General features: G+C 32.7%; 14 protein-coding genes. 12 read left to right on the top strand and 2 right to left on the bottom strand.

Annotation, left to right across the window (positions count from 1 at the left end; translation table 11 throughout):
* The first annotated feature begins 19 nt into the window (after positions 1-19).
* The 11 genes from D1818_RS13295 (at position 20) to D1818_RS13265 (ending at position 10,417) form a co-directional block, all read left to right on the top strand.
* Positions 20-406 (top strand): thiol-disulfide oxidoreductase DCC family protein, encoded by a 387-nt coding sequence (locus D1818_RS13295; protein ID WP_118459493.1) that lies wholly within the window; start codon positions 20-22, stop codon positions 404-406.
* A gap of 59 nt (positions 407-465) precedes the next feature.
* Positions 466-2,217 carry a helix-turn-helix domain-containing protein gene (locus D1818_RS13290; RefSeq protein WP_147406086.1) on the top strand — a complete coding sequence of 584 codons (1,752 nt, stop codon included), beginning with the start codon at positions 466-468 and terminating at the stop codon, positions 2,215-2,217.
* Between the two features lie 144 nt (positions 2,218-2,361).
* A complete protein-coding gene (locus tag D1818_RS25360) occupies positions 2,362-2,508 on the top strand; it encodes a hypothetical protein (protein ID WP_158596845.1) in 147 nt (48 codons plus the stop codon).
* 206 nt (positions 2,509-2,714) lie between these two features.
* A complete protein-coding gene (locus tag D1818_RS25355) occupies positions 2,715-2,873 on the top strand; it encodes a hypothetical protein (RefSeq protein WP_158596843.1) in 159 nt (52 codons plus the stop codon).
* A 71-nt stretch (positions 2,874-2,944) separates the two neighbouring features.
* Positions 2,945-3,082 (top strand): hypothetical protein, encoded by a 138-nt coding sequence (locus D1818_RS25350; RefSeq protein WP_158596841.1) that lies wholly within the window; start codon positions 2,945-2,947, stop codon positions 3,080-3,082.
* Positions 3,083-3,259: 177 nt separating this feature from the next.
* On the top strand, positions 3,260-4,993 hold the full coding sequence (locus D1818_RS13285; protein WP_118459491.1) for a helix-turn-helix domain-containing protein: 1,734 nt from the start codon (positions 3,260-3,262) through the stop codon (positions 4,991-4,993).
* A 152-nt stretch (positions 4,994-5,145) separates the two neighbouring features.
* Positions 5,146-5,304: a class I lanthipeptide gene (locus tag D1818_RS25345; protein ID WP_158596839.1), complete on the top strand. Its 159-nt coding sequence runs from the start codon at positions 5,146-5,148 to the stop codon at positions 5,302-5,304.
* Between the two features lie 189 nt (positions 5,305-5,493).
* Positions 5,494-5,679: a hypothetical protein gene (locus D1818_RS13280; protein ID WP_118459490.1), complete on the top strand. Its 186-nt coding sequence runs from the start codon at positions 5,494-5,496 to the stop codon at positions 5,677-5,679.
* 373 nt (positions 5,680-6,052) lie between these two features.
* Entirely contained in the window at positions 6,053-7,267 is a 1,215-nt protein-coding gene (locus D1818_RS13275; RefSeq protein WP_118459489.1) for a lanthionine synthetase C family protein, read from the top strand.
* 22 nt (positions 7,268-7,289) lie between these two features.
* Complete coding sequence (locus tag D1818_RS13270) at positions 7,290-9,524, top strand: lantibiotic dehydratase family protein (protein ID WP_118459488.1); 2,235 nt, start codon at positions 7,290-7,292, stop codon at positions 9,522-9,524.
* Positions 9,525-9,526: 2 nt separating this feature from the next.
* Positions 9,527-10,417: a thiopeptide-type bacteriocin biosynthesis protein gene (locus D1818_RS13265; RefSeq protein ID WP_158596837.1), complete on the top strand. Its 891-nt coding sequence runs from the start codon at positions 9,527-9,529 to the stop codon at positions 10,415-10,417.
* 234 nt (positions 10,418-10,651) lie between these two features.
* On the opposite strand, the gene D1818_RS13260 is transcribed toward D1818_RS13265, so the two are convergent.
* Both D1818_RS13260 and D1818_RS13255 read right to left on the bottom strand, forming a co-directional pair.
* On the bottom strand, positions 10,652-15,379 hold the full coding sequence (locus D1818_RS13260) for an Ig-like domain-containing protein (RefSeq protein WP_118459486.1): 4,728 nt from the start codon (positions 15,377-15,379) through the stop codon (positions 10,652-10,654).
* 792 nt (positions 15,380-16,171) lie between these two features.
* Complete coding sequence (locus D1818_RS13255; RefSeq protein ID WP_118459485.1) at positions 16,172-16,342, bottom strand: carboxypeptidase-like regulatory domain-containing protein; 171 nt, start codon at positions 16,340-16,342, stop codon at positions 16,172-16,174.
* A 572-nt stretch (positions 16,343-16,914) separates the two neighbouring features.
* Here D1818_RS13255 and D1818_RS13250 point away from each other — a divergent pair.
* Positions 16,915-18,723 (top strand): sodium:solute symporter family protein, encoded by a 1,809-nt coding sequence (locus D1818_RS13250; RefSeq protein ID WP_118459484.1) that lies wholly within the window; start codon positions 16,915-16,917, stop codon positions 18,721-18,723.
* Positions 18,724-18,880 lie beyond the last annotated feature (157 nt).

Here is an 18,880-nt window from a genome sequence, read left to right as displayed (position 1 = left end):
AAACTTAAAAATCAATAAAATGGAAACTTCTTTAAACAAAAGTATTATTATATTCGATGGTGAGTGTAATCTATGTAATGGTGTTGTAGGTTGGTTAATGCAGTTTGCTCCAGAAGATCTTTTTCATTTTATTCCTTTTCAATCTCCTCAAGGTCAGAAACTACTAAAAGAACATGGATATCCTACGCAGCGATTAGATACTGTAATTCTTATTGATGAAAATGGATCACATACCCATTCGGATGGTTTCTTAAGGATAGTATCTAAAATTCCAAAATGGAAACGTGTAGCAGCTTTGTTAGCATTTGTTCCGAGAATGCTTCGGGATGGGATCTATAGATTAGCCTCGCGTAATCGAGTGAAATGGTTTGGTCAATCACAGAGTTGCACTATTAATTTTAAATAAGTTTCTCTTTATTTTAAGACTAATTACTTCAAAAACCAAATTAAAAAGAATGATTACATTTGAGAGCACACTTCTCAATTATTGTAATGGCTTTTTTTAAAACACAAATACTTTTCCTTTTCTTATTACTATTTATTATAATACCCATTTTTACGAAAGCGCAGGATACCAAATTCATCATTCCTGATAGTCTAAAAACTAAAACTCCAGAAGCGTTGGTAGACTTGATTACCTCTTCTGATGCTGATCATATAGAAGTCTATGAAGAAGTATTAGAGAGTTTTCATAAAAATGATACGGTTATTGGGAAGATATATATCGAATTAGGACAGTTTTTTTACATGAAAGAAGATTTTAAAAGAAGTGTTACATACGCGAATAAACTTCTTAATAAGAAACAGATAATTACGAATGATAAACTAATATTTTCAGCATACAGGATAATAGGGTCAAGTTTTTTACGTCAAGGAAAATATCAGAAATCGTATGATTACTATTATAAAGCACTACAAATCGCAAACCAACAAGAGAATCTTAGAAACATAATTATCGCAAATTCTGGACGAATATTAGTATTGCAAAAAATGAACAAATTGGACAAAGCTTTAGAAATTTCTAAAGAAATGTTACAAGCTATTAATAAAACTTCTTTTAAAAATGGAAAGAATCATGTAGCCATATTTACTAATATCAACGAAGTGTTCTTAGGTAAAGAAGAGTACGACTCTGTATTATACTATGCGGATAAAGGTATTAACATGAGTAAATCGTTGAACTATAAAGAAGGCCTCGTGGATTTGTATATTAAAAAAGGGATTGTCTATTATTATAAAAAAGAGTTTGATCAGGCTTTTGATAATTTAAAGAGTGCAAAAGATCTTTTAGATCTTTACAAGATAGGGAACAAGTTTTTCCCGACGGTAAAGGTTAACTACTATATGGCAGCTTGCTATTATGAACAACGAAACTATGATAAGGCAATTTCTTATTTATACAATACCATGGATTTTATTGAGGAAAAAGATAGAAGTAGGCTACCTGTAATCCAATCACACCTGTTATTAGCCAATTGTTATTTTAAGAAGAAAGATTACAAACAAGCACATTATTGGGAAAATATCTATGTAAAATTGAATAAGAACTATCAGGAAGAAAAGGATAAAACAGTAAACACAATTTATGAAAAAGAGATTGAAAAACACGAGAAAGAAATAACACAGTTAAAAAACAAAGAAAACATCTCAAAGTATCTGTTGATTGGTTCTATTACAATGTCTCTGATATTATTGTTTATAGGGTTTACATATTATAAAAAGCAACAATCAAACAAACTGGTGTTTTCAGAATTAGTTGAAAAAATCAAACATTTAGAGGGAGAAAAGAGTAAAAAAACCTCCAAAGATAGTAGTGCAACCATTGTAATTGATGATAAAAAAGTTACAGCAGTACTAAAAGGATTGGAAAAGCTGGAAGATGAGGAGTATTTTTTAAAATCTGAATGTGGTTTAGGGTTAATGGCTAAAAAAGTAAAGACCAATACCACTTATCTTACCAAGATTATTCATGCACATAAAGGTAAGAATTTTAATGAGTATATCACGGATTTAAGAATTGAGTATGCATTAAAACGATTAAAAAATGATAAAAAATTCAGAGCCTTTTCTGTTAAATCAATTGCTGCAGAAGTAGGCTATAAAAGTGATGATGCTTTTGCGAAACGTTTTAGAGCAAAAACAGGTTTAAATCCATCCTATTATATTAAGAATATAGAAAAGCTGCAACAAGATAATAACATTGCGGAAAGTGTATAAAAAAATAACCCGTTTTTGTCTAATATAGGGTAGATCTATTGTGATTAGTCCTCTTTAAAAAATATATTTCAGTAATGAATATAAATTATGGGGGATTCTGAAAATCCAAAAAAGAGTAAGAGCAACACCTAAATTATCTTGTTTATGAAGCAACAACAAAAAAACAAAATCGATCTAAAAAAGTTAACGATTGCAAGGATTAACTTAGATTCAATGCGTAATGTTAATGGAGGTAGTAGTGTCCCTACAAGTGGTGATCCAGATTATTTTTATTGTATTTTGGAGCATTGATTAATACTAATAAAATTATTGGAAGACCCTGTGTATTATGCAGGGTTTTTTTATTACCCTGTTTTATCCAAAACAGGGTTGTTTTGTTTTTTATCCTCTTTTTTTCAATCTAGCTTAGTCTCACAATCAAAGCGATGTCGACAATTGATTTTGATAAGGGGAAACCGAAAACCTTAAGATAGAGTAGGTACTTAAAACACAATATCATGAAAAAATCATTAAAAAATTTAGAATTAAAAAAACAAACGATTAGTAGTTTAGAACTTGATAAAGTAAAAGGAGGTGTGGGCTTACAAACATATTATTTATGTGGGAATACTGCCAGAACAGGAACAAATGGAGTTCCAGTTTGTATGGAACATTAATATAATGAATTATATAAAAAAGGGCAAACCGAAAACCTTATAACAGAGTAGGTACATAAAAACACGTAGATATGTTAGATAAAATTTTAGAGATGAAAAATGTCTCAATCATAGAAAAGAACCAACAACAATCTGTAAAAGGAGGAAACAATTATCCACACTGTATTTGGTTGGGTGGTCCTGATTGCCAACCTATACATATGCATTAATCCCATAATACATTTTGCGTTTTTTAGAAAAGATTCTTCAATAAGTGGAGAGTCTTTTCTTTAAGTGATTATCTCGTTAGGTCTTGATTACAATATGGAAATTATTGTAATTGATCCAATAAACTTATTTTAAGAAAGTAATTATTACATTTGGATCATCACACAATATTGATCCAAATGATTTCTTTTGTTAAAAGATGCATACCTAAATATGTACTTCTTTATGTATTTGCATCCGTTTTTTCAATAACAAAAACATACGGGCAAGAACAATCAACAATAATTCCCGATAGTTTACGATACAAAACCGCCGAAGAACTAGTAGAATTAATAAAAAAAATATACCCGGAAGAAACTGGTATATATGAAAAAACACTATTAGATAAGCGATATTCAGATGTTGCTATAGCAGAAAAATATTATAGTATTGGACGATTTTTCTATGATAAAGAAGCATACGCAAAAAGTTTAAAGTTTTTGGATCAAACCATAGTAATAACTAAAACTAAAAAAGAATTACAACGGTTAGGCAAAGCGTATAGTTTAAAAGGGCATGTGTATTTGCGAGAAGGTCAAGATCAACAAGCATTGGATGCATATTATGCAGCAATAGATATTGCGATTACAACAGGTGATATTGATCGTGAAATGATAACCAAATCTGGTCTTATCATAGTGCTTACCCGAATGAATCAGCTAGACAAAGCACATGAAATATCAGAGCATATGATACAGAATATCCATCGTACTTCGTTTGTAAATAGTAAAAATCATGTTCGTATATATACAACGATTAATGATGTATACATAGCGAGAGAGATGTATGATAAAGTATTGTATTACGCTGATAAGGGAATTGAGATTAGTAAATCTATCGATTTTAAAGTAGGACTTCTTGATTTATATATAAAAAAGGGAATGGTTTTTTATCATCAAAAAGATTATACTAAATCGCTAGATTATCTAATCAAGTCCGAGAAGATTTTATCGACAGAAAATATAGAAAACAAGTTTTTTCCAAGAGTTAATATCAACTATTTTATGGCTAGTTGTTATTATCAACAACAAAAATATAACCAAGCAATTACCTATGCGCATAAAAGTATTGATGTCTTAAAAGAGAGTGATAAAAACAAAGAACCTGTTATTCAATTGCATCTATTGGTAGCCAATTGTTATAGAGCAAAAAAAGAGTATGAACAAGCGCTATTCTGGAATGACGAATATGTAAGACTTAACAAGTACTATCAAATAAATAAAGATAAAACAGTACATAAAATTTACAAGAAAGAAACTCGACAACTAGAGTCGCAAATAGACATTTTGCAAAGTGAAATGATAGCAGATAGTAGAACTAAATATATAACCAATGGTATTTTGATTACTATTTGTTTATTACTTGTAAGTATGACAGGCGTGTATTTTAGAAAGCAACAAAAGAGTAAAAATAAATTTGTTCAGTTAGTTGAAAAAATAGATCAGTTAGAAGCTAAAAAAATGATAAAAAGTAGCAAGGTGTCTACAAAGGAATTAAGTATTGATGATCAAAAAGTTAGTACGATACTCCAGAAATTGGAAAAATTGGAGGCGCAAGAATATTTCTTAAAATCAGACTGTAACCTAAGAGGAATGGCAAAAAAGGTAAAAAGTAATGCAACCTATTTATCTAAGATTATTAGTACATATAAAATGAAAAACTTTAATGAGTATATCAATGACTTAAGAATAGAGTATGTACTTAAGCGATTAAAGGAAGATAAAAAGTTTAGATCTTTCTCTATTAAATCGATTGCTATGGAGATTGGTTATAAGAGTGACAATTCATTTACGAAACATTTTAGAGCCAAAACTGGAATCAATCCATCCTATTATATCAAGAAATTAGAAAAACTAGCAACCGAGTATACCTAATTTATTATGAGCAGTATAAGAAACGCAAATTGGACAATTTGAGGTTTGTTAGTTATGAATAGAAAAACATAAGAAGTATATTTCGTTTAATGAATAGTTGTATACGTTTCTATATGACTTAATTATATAATAAATATGAAAACTTTTAACTCATGAAAAACGAAAAAATAAATACAATTACACTGAAAAAGCTTACCATAGCTAGAATTACAATGACAGAAATGAATCAAGTTAAAGGTGGTAGTAGTTCTCCTACTACAGATGAGTTTTATGATACCCATATTCAATGTAATGACAGTGATACTTTTTAATTATTAGGAAGTAGTTTTCTAAAAAAGCACACAAATTTTAGTAACTCAAAATTAGCTCCGCAGTTTGAACAAACTGCGGAGTTTTAGTTTTTAAGCTTCTAAGTTGTCGTCTACTTTAGTCCTATCAGGATTTGATAAGGGGAAGCCGAAAACCTTAGTATAGAGTAGGTACATTTTAAATTTCATATCATGAAAAAATCATTAAAAAATTTAGAGCTTAACAAACAAACGATTAGTAATCTGAACCTTAAGAATATTAAAGGAGGAAGTGTAACAGGTACTATGTCCTTTGGTTGCGGAGGACCGAATGCTACAAATGCATTATGTAATTCAGTGCCTATTTGGGAAGGAGGAATAGGATGTGTGGCTAAATAAGAAATAGTTACCGTAATATTATAATCAAAATAATTTCTATTTCCCTACGATCTATTCGTAGGGAAATTTTAAAACCAATAACCTGAAAATGATAATAACATCTTGGAATATCTGATTAAAAATGATTTTTTGGAAAAATTCCTTGCTTAGTCATCTATTCGTTATTGTATGCTGTTTATCACTATATAGAATTTTCTGGATATAGTTTTCGATAAACGTTTTTATGCAAACAAAAGATATCTGATAATCATAATATACTTCTTTTTTAAAGAGCTTTCTCCTCATTTTGTCCAATATAGGGTCATATAATTTTTCATTTCTCTAATTAGGTGCTACATTAGACCACCAATGCAATAACACGAATTGATCTTCAATGAACACTACCAAAGTTTTAAAGGAAAAATTAAAAGAAATACACCATATTTTAAAAGAAAATTATACGAACAAAGAACATCTAGGTGTTTTGTCTGGTATTTCTGGCATCTCACTTTTTCAGTTTTATTATGCTCGATTTATAGAGGATGAACAAATTGCAGACATAGGAGTAGCCGTCATATCAGAAACTATACAACGTATGAACGATGGGTATTCTTTTCCTTCCTTTTGTACAGGTATAGCAGGAGCTGGATGGGTGTTAGAGTTATTAAATGAGGAAGAATTTATTGACATTGATAATGATGAACTTTTATCAGATCTGGACACCTATCTTTTAGAATCCATGAAATCAGATATCAAAAATGAATATTTTGATTTTTTACACGGAGCAATAGGGTACGGGTATTATTTTTTCAAAAGATATCAAAACACAGCGTCGGATTCATTAAAACAAAAGTACGCAGCCTATCTTCATTTGCTTATTGAAGCTCTTAAAGAGAGTGCTCGTACAGATCAGAGAGGTGTTTTCTGGATGTATGAATTGCATAAAAAGGATAAGCTTCACGGAGCTAATTTAAGTTTATCACACGGAATGGCGAGTGTCATTAATTTTTTAAGTAGATTGTATACGTATGAAGAGTTCCAAGAGTCCATAAAGGATTTGCTAATTGGCGCAGCGGATTTTATGATTAGTTATAAGTATCCTGATGAAAGCAACAGTTCCCTATTTCCGAGTTGGGTGTATCCGGAAATGGATGAATATACCAATAGTAGATTAGCTTGGTGCTACGGTGATTTAGGAATAGGCATTTCGCTTTGGAGAGTAGGTAAAGCATTAGATAATGATAAATATCAAGAATTAGCGATACATATTTTGAAATATGCTGCCAAAAGGAGAGACGCAGAAGAAGCAAGAATACATGATACAGGATTATGTCATGGCATGTTTGGAATCATTACTATATTCAATCACATGTATATAGAAACTAAAGAAGAAATATTTAAAGAAACAGCAGATTTTTGGATGGGAGAAGCGCTAAAGATGGATACATATAAAGACGGTTATGCAGGTTATAAACAATGGAGAGGTGATCTGGAACAATGGAAAAACGAATCTAATTTATTAGAAGGCATTGCCGGAATTGGCTTGTCAATAATTTCCTATTTGACGCCATCAGAAAATCAATGGAACGAATGTTTAATGATTAGCTAATCCGAAATAGCGAAGAAAAACTATGAGCTATAAAAATTTCCCAAAATACGTATTACGTACTCCACTATTTTCCTTTTCATTTTATAAAGAACTAACTAGTAATAGCACATTACAAGAAAACGAGCTAAAACAAGTTTGCTCTAATGAAATTATTAAAGAAGCTATTTTTTTGGCATCGCCTTCTTTATATCAGGAGTTTGAAAAATGGTTGAAAGGAGATATCAAAGAAAAAGCAGCTTCAGAGCGCATGATGTATTCTGTGTTAAAATACATTAGTAGAATGTCCTCGCGATGTACACCATTTGGGCTTTTTGCAGGAACAGCAGTTGGAAATTTTTCAGATACTACCAATATTGAACTTTTGGATAAATCAAAAAACAATCGTCATACCCGATTGGATATGAATTATCTGGTGGCGTTATCTCAGGATATTGTTAAAGATAAAGTCATTAGAGATCAACTTCTGTTTTATCCGAATACCAGTGTTTATAAGGCAGGTAAACAACTGAGATATGTAGAATACACCTATGTAGAAAGTAGAAGAGTTCATCATATCGTAGCAGTAGAAGATTCTGAATATTTACAAAAAGTACTTTCTGAAGCGAGAAAAGGATCTCAGCTTTGTGATTTAGCAGAATTATTGGTAGATGATGAAATTAGTAAAGAAGAAGCGTCTGGATTTATAGATCAATTAGTAGAAAGTCAATTGTTGATTAGTGAGTTAGAACCATCTGTTTCTGGGCCTGAATTTTTGGATCAAATCATACCAGTTCTTAAAAAAATATCAGGCACCGAACAAATCATTTCTGAGCTAGAAACTGTACAGCTAACACTGAAGCGAATAGATAAAAATATAGGAAACCCAACGAAGGAATACATTGATCTTAGTGAATCTTTAAAGAAATTAGGTACCGGTTTCGAATTGAAGTATATGTTTCAGACAGACATGAACCTTTCTTTAGAAACAAATACGATTAGTCACGAAACCTTAAGGAAGATCAAGAAAGGATTATCATTACTTAATAAACTTACATTACCACCAAAAGAAACGCTTAATTCCAGATTTAAAGCAGCATTTTATGAGCGATATGAGAGTAGAGAACTTTCTTTATCAAAAGCACTTGATGTAGAACTTGGAATTGGTTTTTTGCAGGATAAAGACTCGGGAGATGTGAGTCAAATAATTGATGATCTTGTACTACCATTCAAGCAGGAAAAAACAGTCGCAAGGGATGTTAGATGGTCACCCATACATGCAGTATTAAATAAAAGACTATTAGAATGCATTAAGGAGCAGCAGCGTACTTTGGTATTAACAGACAAAGACTTTAGTGATTTTGAGGAAAATTGGGATGATTTACCTGATACTATTTCTTCTATGATAGAGTTGGTTGAGGTAGACGGTGTCGAAAAAATTATTATGTCTAGTTGTGGAGGCTCAAGCGCAGCAAACCTTTTAGGACGCTTTTGTCATGGAGATGAAGATTTGGACACCTATACGAAAGAAATAATTGATCTAGAAACAAAGTTAAATCCCGATAAAATTCTTGCAGAAATTGTGCATTTACCAGAGTCTCGAGTAGGAAATATTTTGATGAGACCTAGCTTTAGAAAGTATGAAATACCATATTTAGCAAAGTCCATTCTGAATGATGAACAACAACTTTTGTTGGATGACTTAATGATTTCTGCCAGTCCGAACGGAAAGGTAACGTTGAGGTCCAAAAAATTCAATAAAGAAGTAGTTCCACACTTAACCAATGCACATAATTTTTCTAGTAACGCACTACCTATTTATCAGTTTTTAGCCAATATGCAAACTCAAAATCAGAGAGGAGGCATCGCTTTTGATTGGGGTCCATTTGCCGAAGAGTATGATTTTTTACCAAGAGTAGAATATAAAGATATTATACTTTCTAATGCTATTTGGAATATTACATCATCAGAAATTCAACCTTTATTAAAGAATCTGAATGATGAAAATAAGTTTTCCAAAGAATTGGAAAACTTTGTGGATAGTAAAAGTTTACCTCAGTTTGTTCTTCTGGTAGATGGAGACAATGAATTGCTAATCAATACTAAAAATATTACATCTGTAAAAATGTTATTGAATACAGTAAAAAAGAGGAGTAGATTTAAGCTCAAAGAATTTTTGCATGTTAATGGGAGTTTGATAAAAGAAAGAGGAAACGTATTTACAAATCAAATTGTTATGTCATTTTATAATGAAAAGAAATTAAAAAACTTGCAGAATTAATGATGGATGTACAAAGATCTTTTATAGTAGGTAGTGAATGGTTGTATTATAAAATATATACCGGACCAAAAACCTCGGATTTGGTTCTAACGGATATTATTAAGCCTACTGCAATGTATTTATTAGAAAATAATATCATTGATAAGTGGTTTTTCATTCGGTATAACGACCCAAAGCATCATATTAGAGTTAGATTCCATTATGAAAATCCTGAGAACGTGGCTGGAGTTATTAATGCTTTATATAGTTCACTTAAAGAGTTTTCTGATGAAGATCTGATCTGGAAGATACAACTGGATACGTATCAAAGAGAAATAGAACGCTATGGAGTAAAGACCATGAGTGAGTCTGAAGAATTATTTTTTCTGGATAGTAAGATGGTCGTAGATTTTTTGGATATGATTGATGGAGATGAAGGAGAAGAGCTAAGATGGTTATTTGGAGCAAGAGCGATAGATCAAAAACTCCAAGATTTTGGTTACAATGAAGATGAAAAAATGGTTTTAATGGAACGATTAAAGCTAGGTTTTGGAGCCGAATTTGGAATGAATAAAGGTCTCAAAAAACAGATGGATAAGAAATTCAGGAATGAGCATGATAAAATTAAGAGTTTTTTGAATTTCGAAAGAGAAACAGATGCTGATTATGCTCCTATTATTGATGTTTTGGAAGAAAAGAGTAAAAATAGTGAGCCTTTGGTTAGAAAGATTCTATCCGTTGTAAGTAAGCCTGAATTAGATGATATGATGGGTAGTTATATTCATATGCTTATGAATAGGTTATTTAGATCTAAAAACCGTTTACACGAAATGGTAATATATGATTTACTTTATAGAACCTATAAAGTAGCGTGGGGAATTAGAAAGTTTAAGAATAAAACAGAATCCACTTAACAAGTGTAAGGCATAATTTGTTTTTTCTGGATTTGGGCGTGACCACAAGGGCCGCGCTTTACATTCCAATTCCTCCCACTTCCTTTCAGTCAGGCTGTGGGATTTCTATTGCAATCGCTCACGAAAAAAAAAGAATCAAATTAACCAAAGGAAAATTTACCATAAACCACCTTTTGGTAGATATTTGTATTGCTGAATTACGATTACGAGCTTACGTTTCAATTTTATAGAATGTTATTCTTTGAGTATCTTTTTAGTGGTAGAGCCTGTTTCAGAATATATCATCATTAGATATAAACCAGAATGAAATGAAGAGATGTCAATACTATTGGTAATTGTGCCAGTATCTAGACGCTTCGAAAGAACTAATTTACCCTGAAAATCAAAAAACTCAACACGTTTTAACGATAAATTGATTTCACTCGATATATTGATAGTAGTATTGGATGGTATTGGATAAATAGTAATACCGTTTGCGAGGTTTTCATCATCAATTCCTAAAGTGTTGTCAAAATTAATACTAAATTGAGTTGCAGCAATATTTCCATTTCCGTATAGGTCAGTTAGACTATTTGTATTAATATTTATAGTGATGGTTGCGGATGTAATTGCCGTAATTGTAGCAGTATAGGATAGATCTCCTCCAGAAAGATTAGAAGCTATTCCATTTTCTACAATGATATCGTTTAAATCGAAACCAGTTATATCTTCACTAAAATTAATAGTGATTTCAAATGAGTCATTACTGGTTGGATTAGGTTCTGTAGATGTTATGCTTACCGTTGGCGGCGTTATATCAGTGATGGTTATATTTACACTAGATGAGTTAGTACAAGTTCCTGCTGTTATATATGTAATTATGTAGGCATTAGGTATTGAAGTAGATACGTCGATTTCTCCTGTACTACTATTAATTACTAATCCTGCTGGTGTAGATATGAAATCACCGCCCATTATTCCTGTTACAGTTGGAGTTGGATCTGAGCCAGTAGTTGAATAAGAAGTCTCTGTATATGAAAACGATGCATCATCTAAAGCATTGATGCTAATATCAAAAGTGGACGAATTACTACAAATTCCGTTAGTTGTATAGGTCACAGTATATTCTCCAGGCGCACTGTCCGCAATGTTAATAGTTCCCAAAGCAGGATCTATAACCAAACCTGTAGTGCTTGAAAATGTACCACCTATTAATCCAGTGATTGTTGGAGTAAGATTTGACGCATCTGTACAATAAAGTGCTGCATCATAACTAAAGCTAGGGTCGTCAAGTTCGGTGATAGTTACAGTTACATCACTTGTGTTCGGACAGGTTCCGTTAGTTGTATAGGTCACAGTATATTCTCCAGGAGTGCTGTCCGCAATGTTAATAGTTCCCAAAGCAGGATCCATAACCAGACCTGTAGTGCTTGAAAATGTACCACCCATTAATCCAGCAACTGTTGGAGTAGGATTTGATGCATCTGTACAATAAAGTGCTGCATCATAAATAAAGCTAGGGTCATCAAGTTCGGTGATAGTTATAGTTACATCACTTGTGTTCGGACAAGTTCCATTAGTTGTATAGGTCACAGTATATTCTCCGGGTGTGCTGTCTGCGATATTAATAGTTCCCGAAGAAGGATCTAAAACCAAACCTATAGTGCTTGAAAATGTACCACCTATTAATCCAGTGATTGTTGGAGTAGGGTTTGATACATCTGTACAATAAAGTGCTGCATCATAATTAAAGCTAGGATCGTCAAGTTCGGCGATAATTACAGTTACATCACTTGTATTTGGACAAGTTCCGTTAGTTGTATAAGTCACAGTATATTCACCAGGTGTGCTGTCTATGATATTAATAGTTCCCAAAGCAGGATCTAGAACCAGACCTGTAGTGCTTGAAAATGTACCATTAGCCAATCCAGTGATTGTTGGAGTAGGATTTGATACATCTGTACAATAAAGCGCTGCATCATAACTAAAACTAGGATCGTCAAGTTCGGTGATAGTTACAGTTACATCACTTGTATTCGGACAAGTTCCATTAGTTGTATAGGTCACAGTATATTCTCCAGGTGTGCTGTCTGTAATGTTAATAGTTCCCAAAGCAGGATCTATAACCAGACCTGTAGTGCTTGAAAATGTACCACCTATTAATCCAGTGATTGTTGGGGTAGGGTTTGACGCATTTGTACAGTAAAGTGCTGCATCATAACTAAAGTTAGGATCGTCAAGTTCGGTGATAGTTACAGTTACATCACTTGTATTTGGACAAGTTCCGTTAGTTGTATAAGTTACAGTATATTCACCAGGTGTGCTGTCTATGATATTAATAGTTCCCAAAGCAGGATCTATAACCAGACCTGTAGTGCTTGAAAATGTACCACCCATTAATCCAGCAACTGTTGGAGTAGGATTTGATGTATCTGTACAGTAAAGTGCTGCATCATAACTAAAGCTAGGATCGTCAAGTTCAGTAATAGTTACAGTTACATCACTTGTGTTCGGACAAGTTCCGTTAGTTGTATAAGTTACAGTATATTCTCCAGGTGTGCTGTCTGTGATATTAATAGTTCCTGAAGAAGGATCTAGAATCAAACCTGTAGTACTTGAAAAAGTACCACCCATTAATCCAGCAACTGTTGGAGTAGGATTTGATGTATCTGTACAATAAAGTGCTGCATCATAATTAAAGCTAGGATCGTCAAGTTCGGTGATAGTTACAGTTACATCACTTGTGTTCGGACAAGTTCCGTTAGTTGTATAAGTTACAGTATATTCACTAGGTGTGCTGTCTATGATATTAATAGTTCCCAAAGCAGTATCTATAACCAAACCTGTAGTACTAGAAAATGTACCACCCATTAATCCAGAGATTATTGGAGTAGGATTTGACGCATCTTTACAATAAAGTGCTGCATCATAACTAAAGCTAGGATCGTCAAGTTCGGTGATAGTTACGGTTACATCACTTGTATTTGGACAAGTTCCGTTAGTTGTATAAGTTACAGTATATTCTCCAGGTGTGCTGTCCGCAATGTTAATAGTTCCGAAAGTAGGATCTATAACCAAACCTGTAGTGCTTGAAAATGTACCACCAGCCAATCCGGTAACTGTTGGAGTAGGATTTGATACATCTGTACAGTAAAGTGCTGCATCATAACTAAAGCTAGGATCGTCAAGTTCAGTAATAGTTACAGTTACATCACTTGTATTCGGACAAGTTCCGTTAGTTGTATAAGTTACAGTATATTCACCAGGTGTGCTGTCCGCAATGTTAATAGTTCCGAAAGCAGGATCTATAACCAAACCTGTAGTGCTTGAAAATGTACCACCATCCAACCCAGTGATTGTTGGGGTAGGGTTTGACGCATCTGTACAATAAAGTGCTGCATCATAACTAAAGCTAGGATCGTCAAGTTCGGTGATAGTTACGGTTACATCACTTGTGTTCGGACAAGTTCCGTTAGTTGTATAGGTCACAGTATATTCACCAGGTGTGCTGTCGGCGATATTAATAGTTCCCAAAGCAGGATCTAGAACCAAACCTGTAGTGCTTGAAAATGTACCATTAGCCAACCCAGTAACTGTTGGAGTAGGATTAGATGCATCTGCACAATAGAGAGCCTGGTTATAATTAAAAGATGGATCATCTAAAGTATTAACCATTATTGTAATTGTTGTACAGGTGGCTATAGTTTCATCTATACATCCTAGATCACCATCTTCACCTCGTATGTAATAAGTGGTGCTTGGTATAGTGGGAGTTACTTCAAAAGTTGAAATATTTGTAGTAGTAGTCCCTAATAAGTTTTCTCCGCAAGAATCCGTATAAATAGACCAAGTCGATGCACTATTTAAATTACCAGATATGGTAATGATAGAACTTTCACCTTCGCACAATTCGGTTGTTCCAGTTACTTCTGTTATAATAGGGCTTATGCAAATAGGAACCTGTTTGAACCAAGCAAATCGAGGTGTATTAAAGCTACCTAATATAGCATCTTTTAAACCATCTCCATCTACATCTCCAAAATCTATAGTAGCAAAACTACCAATTTGTCCACTAGTAAGTTCACCATTAAATACGTTTTGGGTAGAAGCAAAACTAGGAATTGTTGTTGTACCAATATTTTCTATCCATCTAACGAAACCAGTATCAGTCATAAAAAACATGTCATAATCTCCATCTTTGTCAAAATCTTCAAATACAGGTATTGGAACATCCATATTATTAAAAGCATTTTCATCAATCCAAGGACTGTCCGTTTCAGACTGAAGTTCGAAGATGGGAGTGTTTATAGTACCAATATTTTTATAGTAGGTTAATTTATCACTACCTAATGCTACCATATCTAGATCTGAGTCATTGTCGAGGTCTACAAAACCTAAACCTGGAAATTCAGCGATCTCCTGATCGTTAAGTCCTGGTAAACCATCTGGGATATATTCAAAAACAGGGATTTCAGGGGTTCCTATATTTCTATAAAAAAGAACATCATTATTACGATCTCGTTCATAATCATAGTCGGTGCCTATGAATAGGTCTAGGTCTCCGTCATCATCAATATCTGTGAGTTGAGGTCTATTTTGATTTCTTACGGTCAGATCTCTGTCAATCCAAATAGTGTCCAAAGTCGGTATTGATGCTGCTATCCAGTTAGGAGCGGTTGCTGTTCCTTCGTTTTTAAAATAATGTATGGTACCTCCTTGACTACCAGAAATAAAATCTAGATCCCCATCATTATCTAGATCCCCAAGTATTGCAGAACGTAAGCGACCTCTTGTTATAGAGGTATTAGGTATTGTTGCTACATCTAATCCAGCAGGTTCAGATCCTGGTCCGGTAGACGTGCCGTCAGGATTTCTTAGAAGATTTCCTCCCTTAAACTCCCAACTTATGTAATCAGCTTGCGAAAATAGCAGTTGATTTCCTAAAATGAGGAGGACATAAATACATATTATATTTTTTATCATTCTATTCCAAATAAAGCCATTCACTCCATAAAATATAGAGTCTAATTACACTTGCTTTTGTATACAATTTATTTAAATAACAATATTACAGGTAACAAACCAATTATGTAAAAGAGGGTAATTCTGGAGAAATTTTACGTTCTCGTTATTTTTGGTTTCAAGAGTAATATTATAATTATCTAGAGGGGGGATGTTTGATAATATGATTTGGTTTACTACTTTTTGGCAAAACTAAGGATTAAGTCTTTGTTTAACAAAATAAAATAAAATTAACTTGTTGTGTATTTGGAAAAAGTTGTGCAACCTGCTAAGAGATAATAAATTGTATTTACCACACAACAATTAGGTATGCGCAACTTTCAGGCAAGTTAAAATAAAATACTAAAGGTTTTAAAAGAATTAGATTCTGAAATAGATTATTTATGTCTAATACGTAAACCTAAACTGAGAGATAAAGAGTTTATAGCTGTTGATTTAACTTCAGAATGTATGCGTATTGATAGTGAATGTCAACTTTTTCGAATTTTGCCTTCTGATTTATCTCACAAAATAGAACGGAGTGTTTACAATAGAAAGAAGCGCAGGTTGTTTTCTTTTAGAGAATCGCTTCGCAAGGCATTGGTAATGAAGTTGAATCAATCGCAACGCTGTTATATCATTGACAGTATGCCTTTGGAAGTTTGTAAGTTATCCAGAAGTAAAATATGTAAAGAACAAAACTATAGCTTACCTGAAAATTAATATTCCCTAAATGCTCAATGGGTTAATAGTATTAGACGAACCAATAGATTTTTATATAGTCGTAAATCCAATGTATGAAAATACTAAAACGTCTCCGGGAGAAACGTTAATTGAATAAGCTCCATCAAAATCAGTTTGTACTCCATTAGAAGTTCCTTTTACGATCACATTAACTCCTGGTAAGGGAGTTTCGTTAACAATATCAGTTACTGTCCCTGACATCTTTTTTTTCTTGAGAGATAACTCCAACTACTAAAAATAAAAATAAAGTGATTTTTTTTGCCTCATGTTTTCCTTTTATTGATTATTTGTGTTGTTCTAAATTAATAGTTTGAAGGTTTTCTTTTTTTTTTTTATCTCAACAACAGCATTTTGATAATGAACGACATATAACTGCAGATAACTGTTGTCATAAGTTTTTGTGGCTAAACTTTTTTTGTTTTTTATGTTATTTAATGATACTTTTTCACAATTTTTTAACTAAATCAAGATCATTCTGTGGCAAAAAGAGTGATTAAGAAGAAGTACCATTTCTATTTTTGGATAATATACTTTCTTTTTAATGTAATTAGATGAGGGTGTTACTTTAATGATTATTGGTAATCTTGTAGAGATTGGAGATAAAAGAATCCCCATAGGCCGAAACTATTCAATTCACGCTAAAAAACAAATATTAAAAAACAAAGGCAATCTATTTAATGAATAACTAATATCTTAATCCAATTCTATACAATATAAAAAAATAGCCTTTTTAGTACAATTGGCATAACCAAAAATATAGCAAATACATTCACATGAAACTAAGTACACTTGATTACTCAATTATAATAGTTATTCTTCTTACCACACTTTTGATAGGCTTAATAGTATCAAAAAAGGCAGGAAAGAATACTTCAGAATACTTTTTATCAGGAAGAAATATGCCTTGGTGGTTATTAGGTTTCTCTATGGTAGCAACTACATTTTCTACCGATACCCCGAACTTTGTAACAGATATAGTGAGAAAAGATGGTGTTTCTTCAAACTGGATGTGGTGGGCGTTTTTAATTACAGGTCTGCTCACTGTTTTTATCTATGCTAAACTTTGGCGGAGATCTAATGTGAGTACAGATATTGAGTTTTATGAGTTACGTTATGGTGGTGCTCCTGCTGTTTTTTTAAGATCATTTAGAGCTCTATATTTAGGTCTTGTTTTTAATGTTTTTGCAATGGCAGGTGTTACTCTTGCTGCGATTAAAATAGGTAGTATTATGCTCGGTTTAGAACCGTGGGAGACTATTGTATATGCAGGAATAATTACTGTAGTTTTTAGTGCTCTAGGAGGTTTTAAAGGTGTCGTGTACACAGATTTTTTATTGTTTTTTATAGCGATTGCAGGAGCAATAGGAGCAGCATATTATTTAGTGAACATACCAGAAGTTGGTGGGCTTAAAAGCTTGATGGAACATCCTAATGTGTCTGATAAATTATCTTTATTACCAGATTTTGATGATAAAGAAGCACTCATCACGTTATTAATTATACCATTAGCGGTACAATGGTGGAGTTCTTGGTTTCCAGGAGCAGAACCTGGAGGAGGAGGCTATATTGCGCAACGTATGCTTGCTGCTAAAAATGAAAATCATGCAATAGGAGCAACGTTCTTTTTTAATATAATGCATTATGCATTAAGACCTTGGCCTTGGATATTAGTTGCATTAGCTTCGCTTATAGTATTTCCTGATATCGCTAGTATTCAAGAGGCTTTTCCAAACGTATCCGAAGATAAATTAGGACATGATTTGGCATATTCAGCGATGTTGGCAAAATTGCCAAGTGGATTATTAGGTTTAGTGTTTGCTTCACTTATAGCAGCATATATGAGTACCATTTCTACACATCTTAATTGGGGATCATCTTACATTGTAAATGATTTTTATAAGCAACAGATAAAGAAAGACGCATCGGAGAAAGAGTTGGTAATGATTGGAAGAATATCAACAGTTGTTTTAATGGTATTGAGTGCTTTGTTTGCATTATATCTTAAGAATGCAAAACAACTTTTTGATATCATTATAATGTTTGGTGCAGGAACTGGACTTATTTTTATTCTAAGATGGTTTTGGTGGCGAATAAATTCTTGGAGTGAAATCTCTGCAATGATTATTTCGGGAATTGTTTCGTTAATATTTTCTTCATCAATTGGTGATTATGTATTTGGTGATGATGCAATAATGCCAAGTTGGGCAAAACTTCCTTGTATTGTGCTCATAACAACCATTATGTGGATAAGTGTAACGTTTTTAACAAAACCTGAAAGCGATAGTGTTTTGCAGAATTTCTACAGAAAAATACAACCTGGAGGACCTGGCTGGAAAGGTGTTATTGCCAAAGCAAAGCAAAACAATATTGAACTTATAAATAATATAGAAGGTTGGAGTGTACCATCAGGGATTTTAGCGTTATTACTAGGATGTTTCCTAGTATACGGAGTGTTATTTACTACGGGGCATATTATTTATGGAAATCTACAAGAATCATTGATTCTAGGATCAGGGACCATCATTTCTGGTGTTCTGTTAGTCATAGTGTGGAAAAGGATTGGAAAGAACCTTGTTGTTTAATAATAGAATAGATTTTTTATAAATTTAGTAATGAATAGCACTGATATTTCTCAGTGCTATTTTCTTTTTTAGAAGTACATTTCTTGTAATTTTTATTAGAGTTAACTAATTATAATAATACGATATCAAGTAATTTATTAGAATATCATAAAAATTA

Origin of the sequence: Aquimarina sp. BL5 (assembly GCF_003443675.1) — a bacterium.
In the GTDB taxonomy this organism is placed as follows: Bacteria; Bacteroidota; Bacteroidia; order Flavobacteriales; family Flavobacteriaceae; genus Aquimarina.
This window is presented reverse-complemented; position numbering and strand designations above follow the sequence as displayed.